The sequence below is a fragment of the Rhodococcus sp. 1163 genome, assembly GCF_002091985.1.
Classification (GTDB): Bacteria; Actinomycetota; Actinomycetes; order Mycobacteriales; family Mycobacteriaceae; genus Rhodococcoides.
Genome location: NZ_MKKX01000032.1, coordinates 162,848 through 176,219, shown reverse-complemented (window position 1 = coordinate 176,219; position 13,372 = coordinate 162,848). Strand labels below are relative to the sequence as shown.

The following is a 13,372-nucleotide window of genomic DNA, read 5'->3' as shown; positions in this document are numbered from 1 at the left end:
CCTCGATCTTTCTTCGTGCTGTCGTGGTGACCTGATCGGATCGAGATTGTCGTTTGCGGCCGAGTGCACGTCGATCGGGCGCGATGTGTCGGCCGATGTCGATCGGTTGAACGCTCGGTTCCACCGCCCGAGAGGTTTACTTCCATGTTGATGGGATGGTGGTCCGGGTCAGGCGGGTGCGCGTAACGCCGCCAATCGTGTCAGGGCGGAAACGATCGCATCGGACCAGGACGCGTTCTTCGACAGTTTCAGTCTGATGCGACGGGCATGGGACGAGATGCGGCCAGCGATCGAAAAGATCCGTAGACGAATACGTTTGGGCTCCCAGCGCAGGGCATCGTGATCGGGGAAGCCGAGCATCTGTGTCCATGCGGTGAGTTCGAGAGCGAGTTCGACGAGTGCGAGCCAAATACGGTTCTGGTCGAAACCGTGCAATGGAAAGTTACTGAGCCCGGTGTCCTTGGCGGTGCGGATACGGTCCTCGCATCGCGCGCGGCGCCGGTGCCGTAGTTCGAGGTCCTGGACTTGACCACCGACGGTGTTGGTGGCAAAAGCGGTCAACCGCAGACCGTCGCTGTCGGTGAACCGCAGTTGGGCACCTGGATGTGGCCTTTCCTTCCGGATGATCACCCGCATCCCCGGCGGCCACGCGGTGACATCAATGATTCCGGTGGCGTCGATGACCCATGCGCCGTCTCGGACCTTCTCCTCCGAGTCAACGGCGACAGACCATGCATTCTCCGGAACAGCAGCGAGAGCGTGGACCATGGCGTCGGTGAGCGCGAAGCCGATCGAATACGACACCCGCTGCCTGTGCAGCCAGGTAAGGAATGCGTGGCTCGCCCCAGCGCCGTCTGTCCGTACCAACACTTTCCTCCCAGGTCGCTGTCCGGTAGTGAACGGCAACTGCGCCAATGCTTTCCGAGTGACCTCGATGTGGTCGACGGCGGTGTTCGAGCCTGCGTTTCCTGGACGTAGAAGCGCTGCGACGGGTTCGCCGGTACCGGACTTGCCGTGGTCGACGAAGGCCAGCAGTGGGTGGAATCCGAATCCGCGTTTGTAGGTCGGTGCCGCTTTCTCCTTCTCCGAATGGGCGGTGACCAGGGTGGCATCGAGGTCGATGACGATCGGGTTCTGCGCAGAAATGTCGTGATCAGGCGCGTGATGGCCGGCGTGTGCCCACGCAGCAGCGCGAGCCTGTGCGCGGGCGTTGTCGATCGCTGCGAGTACACGCGGAGCATCGCAGGCCAGGACGGAGACCAGTCGGGACACCGTCGGATCCGAAGGCACCTGCCCGAAGACGCCCGCGTGTTCTCGCAGGGTAGCGATGTCGGCGAGGCAGTCGCCGCCGAGTGCCAGTGACACTGCCAGATCGACGACAATCTTGCCGGGGTCGAAGCGCGCCAACGGTTTACGCCATGGTGCGAGCTGCTCGGACAGGGCTGCGGTGAGTCCTGTGACCTCGGCGGTGCGCAGGACGGTGACGGCACCTGCGTGCGACACGATCCCGTTTCCGGTCGCATCGACGGATAGGGCGGGGTAGGGCGACGTAGACTTACTCACCGGAATGGTGCCTCTCGAACTCGCTGGATTGTTACCTTCGCAAGTTCAATCTTCCCAGTTCAGGGCACCATTCCTCTGAACTGACACTCGGTCGAGCTCAATTCGCGTGAAAGCCCGAGGCTAGTAGCCCGCCGACTGATTACAGTCGAATCACTGTGCAGGTCGGGCAGATTCCACCCCGACCTGCACAGTCATTCGAGAGCTCAGTTCAGCGCAGGCTCATCGCAAGCATCCCGGCCGCTACGATGCCGCCGCCGGCGAGCCCGATGTAGACGTCGATCATGCGAGGCCTGAGGAAGACGTTACGTCTGCGCACCTTGTACATAAGAAGGCATCATGCCGGTGATTGAGCGTCAAACCAAGTCATTCGCCCGAATGTTTCTGACGAGCCGATGCCACTGCAGGCCCCGGCCGTGGGCGGACTCTACGACATCAAAATCAGGCAGCCGCCTACAACCGGTCTGTATTTGAAGTTTAAACAAACCAAAGGTACTTTTATTGGACACCTCGTGGTCCAGGAGACTGTCATGATAGATCTGCATAGCGACGCGCCTGCGGTACAGCGCCAATCCAGTACTCAGCGCCCAGTAGCGGGTTTCTTGATCCACTCTCGACGCATCGTGCCCTGGCTCGCTGGTGCGCTCGTGTTGGCCGTACTGATTGTGGCAACGGGCTCGGTAGTGGCCTTGTCGCCCGTCGCATGGGTGGCGTTGATCGCAGTGGCACCGTTGACCGTTGTACTCGTTCGCCAGATCCAAGGCGCATGCGTCGACAACTTCGCCAACCGTCACCCGCCGGTCGCGTCGACCGAATAGATTCGCCAACGGATCATGCCGCCCGGGCCAACCACGCTCATCTCGCGAGTACTGATGCCCGCGCCGTCATCCCACAAACTGGGATAGCGCGTGTTGATGGCATCCATACCTCCGTCCGCCACTGGATCGGAAACCAAGATGTACCGGATGCCACTCGCTGCGGGGTCATTGAGAACCGCGAAGAAGTCGAAGTCGCTGGTGATCACAAATTGGTCCGGTCGGTTCGACGCCAACCAGATTCCCCAACTCTGGAAGCTATCCGAAAGAACCGATCCCTCTGGCAGATTCTGCCGATCGAGCCACTCGGCGATCGCCCTGTCATCCTGGAAGAGTTGAAAGTAGTACTCCTGGTCCATCGGATTCGCCGAAGGCGACACGATCGACCGCAAGCCGAACTGCACACTCTGATTCCCCACTGCAGGGTCCAACATCGACACCCAGGTGACCGGAATAGACGTCACCGCGACGGCGAGCATGGCCACACCGGGCAGATGCCGAGCCCATCCCGACGCACTCCGCGCGCGCTCCGTTACCGGTGACCACCACGTCAGCACCGTGATGACCACGAGCGGAATGACGAAGATATAGAACCTGAACCACCCGAAGGTGGTACCCGTGATCTGAGCAGCGGCCTGAAAGATGATCACCGCGCCGAACAAGGCGGTAGGGACGAACGAACCGAGGCGTCGTTGTCGTTGTGCGACAACAGCTGCCACCGCCAACACCACGACCAGCAACGGCTGCATGCCGAAGATTCGAGCGAGAATCTCGCCACTGGCAAAAGACAGGTCTACCCCGCTTCCGCCTTGGTTCACGGCAGCCACCGATACCTGCGAGGAGTTTCCGTAGGGGGAGGTGATCTGCGAAATCGCTTCTCCGGTCAAGACCCACCCGGCGACTGCCCAGACCACGAACGCTGCCGCCGCGGGCAATCCCACGATCACCCCGTCGTGCAGAGCTGTCCCCAGAGCCCCCTTGTTTCCGGCGGTACCCCGATAACGTAACCAGGTCACCAGAAACACACCCACCACTGCTGCTGCCGCCACGCTGAGCGCGTCGTAACGCACCAGATAGCTCAGTCCGATCGCGAAACCCGCCCACGCCAAATCGAGCACGTCGCGAGTACTCATCCACAACAGCAGGCGTCGAACGGCAACGACGACGAAGAAGATGAACGCGGCCTCGCTCAACCCCGTCGCGCCGTACTCGATGATCATGGGATTGAGCGCGAAGGTGGCCACGGCGAGCCACCGCCATACCCGAGGCACGTTCCGGTCCAACGCAATACGACGAACCGCCACCACCGCGAGCGCCATGAACACCGCACTCTGCACCACACCGGCCAAACCCAGCGTCTTCATCTCCGGCCACACCGGAGTCAGCAACAGCAACGGGATCTCGACGACGCTCGGTAGTGGATTCCACACGAACCCGATCGCACCGAGATGCGGGTCCCGACTGAAAATTGTGTAGCCCGCATTGGCCACTCGAGACGGTCCGTCGCCGTCGATCAGGTTGTATGTCGATGCCAGCAGGTATCCGACGACGCCGTAGAGCACCGCACACGGGAGGAACAGCGAGTAGGTCCAGACACGCTCGTACCGAGCAGGTTTCGTAATGATCGGGGTTTCGGGTTCCCGAAGGTCCGTCACCGTCACTACTGGGACGCCGCTCGTTTACGACGTCGATCCATCCACAACCCTGCCACCATCACGGCCGCAGCGACGACCAAGGCCGACGCTCCGATCCAGAGCCACGTCACCCACCCGCGCTCCGGCCCGGACACCGCCCCTGCCGGTCCATCGCTCACCACCGTCATCGGCACGGCGTCACCGCCGAGACCAGCAGCGACGACGTCACCGGACAGATCCGCCCAACTGCCACCAGCAGTCGCTCGATCGAGAACCGGCCCGACCAGGGACCACTCCCCCGTCGTCGTGATTGCGACGACGGTCCGATCGCCTTCCGCAAAAACTTGCAAGGACCCGATTCCGCCGTCGACATCCATGGTCACGCCTTGATCGGTCGAGATCTTCACCGCCCCATCGGAGACAGCCAACGGCGCCGCCATACCCGCCGCGCCGAGCGAATCCGCATCGGCAACCAGCAGCGCTCCCATGCCGCTACCGACGACCTCATCCATCGGTGCCACCATCGGCCTCATCACCGCATTCGCAGTTGTCTGCATCGACGCCACCACGCGCGTCGCGTAGGACAATCCCAGCACACCATTGGCTTCGGGGTCCTGCTCGTCGAACGCGACCTGGAAGGTGGGCATGAGGCTGGTGGGCAGGGATTTGAAGCCGCCGGTGCCACCGCTACTGCCCGACACCGTGACCGTCGACTCCGGGTCGATCGAGAACTGGATGGGAGCAGTGAACGGAGTGCACCCGGCAGTCGGGCTGTAGGTCAGGGCCACATTCAGACCCACGGCGCGAGCTATTGCCCCGCCGGCGACGGAGAACGTCGTGTCCACTCGGCCGGACGAATCCAACTCTTGCGCATGCATCACCTGCCCGCCCGCAGAAATAGTGGCAGTGGCGGTGGCGTCGGACACCGGGGTGTAATCGGCCATCAGATGCACCTCCATACTGCCGGGCTGAGTCAGCCCGAAGGAACTGGAGTCGAAGCCCGAAAACATTTGCGCCGAGCCGAGAACCGACGTCGATGCGACGGCGCCGAGCTGCTCGAAGGTCAACGTATCGGTACCCAGGATCTCATCGGCCTCCAGATTGGTGACCGTCGCGGACCGCACCTGAACCAATCTGTCGAGACCGGCAGTGAACACCCCGACCTGATCGGCCAACGCGTGACCGGTTCCACTGAGAACGAGAACGGACCCTGCGTCGGCATCGCCGATACTGGCCCCAGCCTCGGCGCCCTCACGTACCACGACCGAACGGGTCAACCCACTCCCACCGGCAGGGACGGGCGCCGTCCGGCTCAACGGCCGTACCGAAATCTGCACGGGAATGGGGCCGTACCGATGCACCAGGGCTGCAGCCAGAGTCAACACACTCTCTTTCTCGGCAGTCGTCGGTTCCGGGTCCACGAACACCTCCACCGCATCGAGCACCGAGGGAAAGAACTGATCGACGGTTTCCGGGACCTGTTCTGCAGCAGTGAAACTGACCGCAAGGTCGGCCGCCGTCAGCCGTTGCGGCGCACCGCACATCGCACTCGAACGGTCGAGAGGCCTGACGGTCATCCGCAGTGTCGCCATACCGGCAGCTGCATCGACGGCCGCACCCGCGAGATCGATCGAGAACGGAGTCACACGCTGGCCTGATTCGACATCCGGGATGTCCGCGGAACCGAGAAAACGACCATCGGCCGAGGTGACCTCGAGATATCCCCGTCCGAGTTCGACAGGGGCGCGCAACTGACCGGTCAAGGCGAGCATCGCACTCCCCGCCGGAACGGGCACCTGCACAGCCTGTTCCGCATCGGCCGCGTCGAAGACGATCTCGGATCCCAACCCCAACGCGGGCCAGGTCAAGACCAGCGGCTCGCCCTCCTGATCCTCGATCGACTCGGAGGGCTGGGCTATGGCAGTCGATGGAAATCCTGCCGTCGACAGCGACAGCACCAGTCCTACAACGAGAACCGAGCACGCCGTTCTCACTCGACCACAGATCGCATTCACTTGTTTCCCTCACCATCGTTCGACAGGCCATGAACAGTTTTTTCCCAGTACGACGCACGGAAGAAGAGTTGAAAAAGTCCCTTGACCGCCGCGAGCCCCTGCATGACCCAGTACGCGGGCACGGTCAGCGCGGCGAGGAGCAGATAAGGTTTCTCGGTTGCCCGCGTGGAGATCAGCCCCAACATCAATGTCACGACGTTCCCCAGCGTGAAGAGCAGCAGACTGACGTAGTAGATCGCGCCGGGTAGGAGCGTCTCCATGATCGCCGGATGCCCGACATACCAGAACAAGACACTGCACCAGAAGAGCAAGTTGATGACGTTGCTCAACGGCATCCCCAACGTGGTGTTCGCAAACCGCAGCGTCGGCACCAGGCCTATCTCGCGTACCAGTTTTCGGGGCGAACGAAAGTGCACCAGAAAGGTCTGCAAGTAGCCCTTGTACCACCGGGAACGCTGGCGAATCCAATTGACCGGATCACTGTTCGCTTCCTCGAGGGTCACCGAGTCCATCAGCGCCGTCCGGTAACCGTGGCGTGCCAGGCGAACTCCCAAGTCGGCATCCTCGGTGACATTGAACGAGTCCCAACCACCCAGCTCTCGCCACACACTGCTCCGGAAGTGATTCGACGTGCCGCCGAGAGGAATGACGCATCCGCGTCGAGCAAGCGCGGGAAGCATGTAGGTGAACCACTGGTCGTACTCCATGGCGAACCACTTGGTCAGGATGTTCTGCTTCTCGTTGAAGTAACCGAGACGGGCCTGAATACAGGCAACTTCGGGCGGCGACTCGGCGAACATGACTGCAGCTCTGCGTAATTGCAGAGGATCAGGGATGTCCTCGGCGTCGTAGATCGTGGCGTACTCGCTGCGTTCGAACTCGAGCGACATCCCGTAGTTGCAGGCCTTCGGTTTCGTTCGAGGCTCGCTCGGCGGCACCAGTACCGGAGTGACACCGCCGACCAGCCCTTCCTCGAACGCCTCGATGGTGGCGGAATCGTCTGCTTCGAGAAGCAACAAGATGTCCAACTTGTCGGGCGGGTAGTTCAACCGACCGACGCCGTCCATCAGCGTCCGAACGATCTCGGGTTCGTCGAATACCGGCAGCAGGACCGTGTAGTGGGGTAACTCGTCGTCGGGAACAGCCAGTGCCCGTTCGTCGGATACGCGCACGGCAACACTCTTGGTCATTCCGAGGTGCAGCAGGTACGTCTTGTCGATGATGGATGCCAGGTAATACAGGTTGACGACCACGACGATTGCGGTGAGTGTCTTGTCGGTCGCCAACACCAGCGCCGTCGACAGCACCAACGCCGACGCAAGCAGCCCGATCACCTGGCCACGCGTGAAGGTCATGGCCGCGGACCAACGCGCAGGCAACGCTTGGGTGTAATCAGTCATCGAAGGATCCGCTCGCCAGGATCGATTCGAGCGTCTCCACCAGGGTGTCCATGTACTTCTCCTGGCCCGAATCCCACTCCGCGCTGCCCTGCTGACGAGCCAACCAGTCGATCGGTCCCAGAACGGTTCCCTCGAACGTAGGCATCTTCGGGCGAGGAACGTTGCGAGGTTCATCCGCGCGCTTGGACATCATGAGATACACGCGCTGGAACACCTTGCCGTCGTCGGCGGACTGTGTCTTCCACGTCCACCCCAGCGCTGCCCACAGTGGTTCATTCGGAGTGCTGACCTCGTCGGTGCCGTTCTGCGAACCCACCACTACGACACCATGATCCAACTCCGCGAACTTCTCCTTCACACGGGCCGGCGGGTTCGATGCGTACCAGATCGACCCCCGGAAGCTGGAGAGAACACCCGCTGATCGGGCGGTGAACACGTCGAGGAACATCACCCGCTCAGGATCTCCGGCGACGTCCAACTCGTACCGGACAACCGAACCGCCGGGACCCAGAATTGCCGGTCCCCAATCGAACCGTTCCTGCTCACTCAGGTTGAAACTGTTCGAATCCGCAAGGCTGTCGAGCCAATCGGTCGGGGCGGTCGCCATGCTCGATTCGCGCATGCGCGAAGCAGGGTCCGGAAGAACCGCCAGCGCGAGCAAGGCCACCAGAGCCAGCACGAACACCGAAATCAACGACCGCTGTGGCATATCCAAATACGCCCCGGACGAATGAACTCCAGGACGAAAGAACGCGTACGCGGCCGCACAGCATGACGTCACGATGGACGGAACCACCAGACCCGCGGTACTAGACAGCGGCGTCAAGGCCACCGCGCCGAGAACGGTGCACACCGCCACAGCGAAGGACAACCCCCAGCGCACCGGCCGGCGCACCATCGCAAACCACACGGCAAGAGTATTGAGACCGGCGACGACGAGACTGAACACCAGCGGTGTACCGCCGAAGTACGCGGAGGCGAGCACCACCGTTCCCGGGAAACAGAACGCCGTGAACAGAAGAACGCGCCATCCGCGAAATGCCCGTCTGATGCCGAAATTGAGAATGCACCCGCAGAAAACCACCGCGAAAATTGGTACCAGCTCGATATGCCACAGCGTCGCACTCGCCAATAGTCGCGGAATCGCCATGTACGTACAGCCGATAGCCACCACGCAGATCACCAGCGCTGCGATCCAGTCCAATTCTTTGTCGTCGATGACCCGTCCCTGGGTAACCTGACCGACCCCATACCCGATCATGAGCACCCACATCGGCAACAGAACCAGATAGAGCGTGGGCGCACCGTCGATTGCTGCAAAAAAGTTAGCGGAAATCACCGGCGCGAATGCGACAGTGGTCGTCCCTGCAGTGAGGAGAAAGCGACCGGTAAGGGTAAATTGCCTAGGAGCACGGACACTCCGGGAGATCCGCGTACGCAGATTCTCTTTGTCGGGTGCCTGCACGTGAGCTTCTTGCTCTGTCGTCATCGACGGATCCGACTAGCCGCGACCGACATCGCGCCCTCCCCTTGGCATTTGCCATCATGCCCGATCACCGCCAGGGTGACGCACCGGATAATTACTCCATAGGCAGTAAAGCAAGTAAATCGAAAAAGTACAGCACGGTATCCACGTTAGTGAGGCAGCTCACCAACGTGGATAAAACGGGCATTCAGACCGAATGGTGCGCCATATCAATACTAAAGATCATTTGCTGTGAACGGGCTCTACGCGGCGCATTCTTTTCGACTTATCGCTTGAATGGAACACTGAAACCATTCATTCGTATGAATGAACCATCGAAGCGAGGAGGTCATCGGGCCCGCGCGAAACCCGGTCGGTTCGAGCCCCCTCACCGTCCCAGCTTCGGGATGCTGACGCCCACAGCAAACGCCGGCATCAGCCACCACTGCGCGTCGTCGACACCCGCCCGGGCGTAGTAGAACGCGATGCGCACAGACATTGTGAGCGACGAGTACTGGTTCTCTACAGCGAGCGGAAGCACGCAGCGGGTCAGTGGCCGCGCCATCACCCACCGCGAAAAGATTGTCGTATTTGATAACAAGCAAGGTCTGCTCCATCGTGCACGTCGCGCGAGCCGTTCTGCTGTCTCGACGCCTTCCACCGTAAGTGTTAAGCCCTGTTAAGCCCAAATCCACCGGTACCGATGTCATCAAGGACGACGCCGAAGCCGATACGACGCAACTCGCATACGAACTGTGCCTGACCGAGTTCACGGAAAAGCGACCGATTCGGTGATCTCGAGGACTACCGATTCAGGGTCGACGCCGGCTGCCCACACCACGGACGTGAGGCAATCCACGCAGTTCGGATGCGTGAAATGCGCACCGGACAGGTTGACGTGCAGAACCGAAGCCCGTATCGGCTGGCAGTCAGGCCCTCAGATCCACCGCACCAGCGCTGAGGACGGCGGGATCAAGGTCGATGATCAACTGGCTCGTTTCAGTAACTGCGATGAAATTGGCGGCACCGGACGTCGCGGCTGGGATGATTCCAGCGGGCCAACGCTTCGACGGCGACAACCGGTTGGGTGTGGTTTCGGTGGCAAACGAGGTGCTTCTCGACCATCACTGCCAGCAGTTCCCGCTGCGAGTCGATGATCGGATGCGGGGCAGTCCAACCTGACCTCTGTCGAGGTTGACGCGCGCCGCGCCACGATGCTCGCGCAGCTGAAACTTACTTTCGAACATAGTATTCGCTCGGACTTCGGGGCATGACGTTTCGGTATATAGCAAGTTAAACGAACAACATAAACAACCATTTGGCTGAATTATTCAATTGAAACAAACCTTCTGTTTAACGTGCATTTCGTGTTGAATCCTGGGCATTGCAGCTAATGTCACATACGCCACACATCGGATTTCACGCGGTAATCTTTTCACTGACAAAGCGCTTAGTTCTGCACAATCCTTTCGATCAGGCACCTTTCGGACTCGATCAGGGTCGGACTTGCGCCGCTGCACGTCAGCACACGCGGAACCTCGACGATCATCGCCCCACACACACGGGGCGGCGAACCGTCGCGGGCCGCGGAGGCTCATTCAACGTAAACCGGCTAGTCGGGGGACGCCGGTGTGCGTCTACAAACGCCGCCGCCAAAAAGGACCACATATGCCACAACCACGATCTGCACCGAACTCGCATTCCCCAAAACGAATCCGATTTCTCGCCATGCCGTCGGTCGGCATTCTCGCATTGGGCACCGCTGCGCTACTCATACTGCCCAATGCGACGGCAGGTGCAGCCATCGCGCCGGTGGACTTGGGAACAGCGGAATCTTATGCGGTGCTGGCTGGCACCACGGTCACCAACACAGGCCCATCGGTCGTCTCGGGCGATCTCGGCGTCAGCCCCGGCACCGCCGTCACCGGATTCCCCCCTGGCTTGGTAAACAACGGGGTCATTCATTCTGCGGACGCCGCCGCACTGCAGGCACAGGCGGACCTGACCACCGCCTACAACGACGCTGCAGGGCGGACGCCACCAACGTTGGTCTCGACCGACCTCGGTGGACAAACCCTTGCTCCCGGAGTGTACAAAGCGGACTCTGCGCTCGGACTGACCGGGACTGTAACCCTTGACGCCCAATCAGATCCGGCCGCCGTCTTCATCTTTCAAGCAGGTTCGACGTTGATCACGGCACCGAGCAGCAAGGTCAACCTCATCGGCGGTGCGGACCCCTGCAACGTGTTCTGGCAGGTCGGCAGCTCCGCCATACTGGGCACCGCCACCACGTTCATCGGTACAATCATGGCGCTCACCTCGATCACTCTGGAAACCGGAGCCACGGTTGCCGGCCGAATCCTGGCACGCAATGGTCAAGTCGCACTGGACACCAACCTCATCACACGTCCGACGTGTTCCACGCCGCCGACCACTACCACCGCGCCACCCACCACAACCACCACCGTGCCACCCACCACCACAACAACCGTGCCACCCACCACCACAACAACCGTGCCACCCACCACCACAACAACCGTGCCACCCACCACCACAACCACCGTGCCACCCACCACCACAACAACCGTGCCACCCACCACCACCACAACCGTGCCACCCACCACCACCACAACGACACCCCCGATCACCACCACCACAACAACCGTCCCCCCGGTGGTCATCACCATCCCCCCGATTCCCGGACTACCTTCGATTCCCGGTGTCCCACCGGTGATCACGATTCCGCCGATCCCTGGAGCACCGAATGTGCCGGGCGTACCGAATGTGCCAGGAGTCCCCAATGCTCCCGGCGTTCCGAACGCACCGGGGACACCCAACGCGCCAGGTACACCTAATGCACCGCAAGCTCCAGCCCCCAACAATGGACCCAACGGTGGCCCGAGCACCAATGCACCCGGTGGCCAGATCACGCAGATTCCCAACGGTGGAGTCGACACCGGTGACGGCAGTACCGCTCAGCAGAGTAATACGCGTCAATCGGCACCGATGTGGACGGCTGCGGTGGTACTCGTCGGTGGAGCCGGACTGATAGTCGCTCGGCGCCAGAACCGAAACATCAACGGCAGCTGATGTTCTCCCACCGCCACTCGGGATACAACGATCGTCCCACCGCGCCTCGACATCGGGGCGCGGTGGGAGGGCTCGTCACTGCGGTTGTACTCGCGATAGCGCTTATCACCGGATGCGGCGCGTCGACAGATACCGATACGTCGACGGTCAACCAGCCGCTATCGTTGGCCGACTCCCCCAGTTCAGCTTCGCCAGCCACACCTCAACCGGCCGCGCCGTCGCTCGCACCTTCGGAAGATCCGCAGGCCATCGATACGGCGGTTGCTGTCGCGCCGCTCTCGGCGTCGACGCCGGTGCGGATCGAGATTCCGGCAATCGGTGTCGATTCCGACCTCATCGGATTGGGGCTGCAGGCCGACGGCACCATGGAGGTGCCGTCGGGTGGATTCCCTGGCGGCTGGTACGACGGTTCACCTACCCCGGGTGAGATGGGCCCCTCCATCGTCGCCGGGCACGTGGATTGGGGCGGCGACCCTGGGATTTTCTATCGTCTACGCGAACTGAACAGCGGGGACAGTGTCATCGTCAGCCGTCAGGATGACAGCGTGCTGACCTTCACCGTCTCGGACATCGAGCAGTATCCCAAAGCCGAGTTTCCGACGGCATCGGTGTACGGCGATATCGATTATGCCGGTCTCAGATTGATCACTTGCGGCGGTGCGTTCGACAGCGATGCCGCGAGTTACGACGACAACATCGTCGTGTACGCAGCTCTCACTTGAACCCAGCAGAAGAGTCAAGATCGTCACCGACGAGCTCTCCACTATGCGGCAGCGAAGGCATCGCTGCCGCATAGTAGTTCGCGAACAACGCCATCGAAACGGAGGACCACGCCTGGAGGCGTGGTTACGCAAATGTAAGACCTGCGACGCAACCCCCATCGCAGCGAACGCGATCGACGCGGTGCATTCGTAACATGCGCCCTGTTCAGCTACTTTCGTGCTCCTCGCTCGGCCAGAACACACACGCGATGAGCACGAGCGCCCAAATTCCAATCGGAAGTCCCGGCCAGAACTTGATCGCAGATCCGTCCATCAGACTTTGCACTCCCCAAATGCCCACCATCAGCACCGAACCGCCGAGCCAGTACTGCCACTCTCTGAGCCACTCGCGTAGTTCATCCCGTTTACGTTTTTCGCTCGCGGTGGTGGCCGGCAGCAAAGGAGGCAGGTCAATCAGAGTGGCTGTGATCTGGTCTATCGATTGAGCGCTGTTCACGTCCTCGATCCGATCGTTGTACTCCTCACCGCTCAAAGCCCCTCTGGCTAGAGCGTCCGTCAGGTGGAGAGTTGCATCGAGGCGCTCTGCGTCGGTGGCTCGACGAGTTGGCAGGTAGTCGGACATGTTTCGGACTCCATTCGATCGACACTGACAACATCCAGCATAGAATACG

General features: G+C 61.2%; 10 protein-coding genes. 4 read left to right on the top strand and 6 right to left on the bottom strand.

Annotated elements, in window-relative coordinates; translation table 11 throughout:
• Positions 1-168: 168 nt before the first annotated feature.
• Positions 169-1,563, bottom strand: a complete 1,395-nt coding sequence (locus tag BJD99_RS13740) for an IS1380 family transposase (RefSeq protein ID WP_084345178.1) — start codon at positions 1,561-1,563, stop codon at positions 169-171.
• Positions 1,564-2,090: 527 nt separating this feature from the next.
• Here BJD99_RS13740 and BJD99_RS13730 point away from each other — a divergent pair.
• Positions 2,091-2,378 (top strand): hypothetical protein, encoded by a 288-nt coding sequence (locus BJD99_RS13730; protein WP_143542164.1) that lies wholly within the window; start codon positions 2,091-2,093, stop codon positions 2,376-2,378.
• Here BJD99_RS13730 and BJD99_RS13725 read toward each other — a convergent pair.
• From BJD99_RS13725 to BJD99_RS13710, 4 genes are read right to left on the bottom strand one after another with little or no spacing between them, the layout of a single operon-like run.
• Positions 2,351-4,030, bottom strand: a complete 1,680-nt coding sequence (locus tag BJD99_RS13725) for a hypothetical protein (RefSeq protein WP_143542163.1) — start codon at positions 4,028-4,030, stop codon at positions 2,351-2,353. The two genes, BJD99_RS13730 and BJD99_RS13725, sit on opposite strands and share 28 nt — an antisense overlap.
• Before the next feature lie 5 nt (positions 4,031-4,035).
• Positions 4,036-6,024: a hypothetical protein gene (locus tag BJD99_RS13720; RefSeq protein WP_084347449.1), complete on the bottom strand. Its 1,989-nt coding sequence runs from the start codon at positions 6,022-6,024 to the stop codon at positions 4,036-4,038.
• Positions 6,021-7,424, bottom strand: a complete 1,404-nt coding sequence (locus tag BJD99_RS13715) for a glycosyltransferase family 2 protein (RefSeq protein ID WP_084347447.1) — start codon at positions 7,422-7,424, stop codon at positions 6,021-6,023. Before BJD99_RS13715 ends, BJD99_RS13720 begins: the two co-directional genes overlap by 4 nt.
• The gene (locus BJD99_RS13710) at positions 7,417-8,913 is read right to left on the bottom strand and encodes a hypothetical protein (RefSeq protein ID WP_143542162.1); all 1,497 of its coding nucleotides are present in this window, start codon (positions 8,911-8,913) and stop codon (positions 7,417-7,419) included. Before BJD99_RS13710 ends, BJD99_RS13715 begins: the two co-directional genes overlap by 8 nt.
• 987 nt (positions 8,914-9,900) lie before the next feature.
• Between BJD99_RS13710 and BJD99_RS20990 the strand changes: the two genes are divergently transcribed.
• The 3 genes from BJD99_RS20990 (at position 9,901) to BJD99_RS13700 (ending at position 12,701) form a co-directional block, all read left to right on the top strand.
• Positions 9,901-10,071, top strand: coding sequence for a hypothetical protein (locus BJD99_RS20990; RefSeq protein ID WP_179142333.1), 171 nt, complete (start codon positions 9,901-9,903; stop codon positions 10,069-10,071).
• 546 nt (positions 10,072-10,617) lie between these two features.
• A complete protein-coding gene (locus BJD99_RS13705; protein ID WP_218775722.1) occupies positions 10,618-11,979 on the top strand; it encodes an ice-binding family protein in 1,362 nt (453 codons plus the stop codon).
• The gene (locus tag BJD99_RS13700) at positions 11,979-12,701 is read left to right on the top strand and encodes a class F sortase (RefSeq protein ID WP_084347441.1); all 723 of its coding nucleotides are present in this window, start codon (positions 11,979-11,981) and stop codon (positions 12,699-12,701) included. Before BJD99_RS13705 ends, BJD99_RS13700 begins: the two co-directional genes overlap by 1 nt.
• Positions 12,702-12,906: 205 nt before the next feature.
• Here the strand turns inward: BJD99_RS13700 and BJD99_RS13695 are convergent, their stop codons facing one another.
• Positions 12,907-13,323, bottom strand: a complete 417-nt coding sequence (locus BJD99_RS13695) for a DUF1707 domain-containing protein (protein WP_084347439.1) — start codon at positions 13,321-13,323, stop codon at positions 12,907-12,909.
• Between the last annotated feature and the right edge of the window lie 49 nt (positions 13,324-13,372).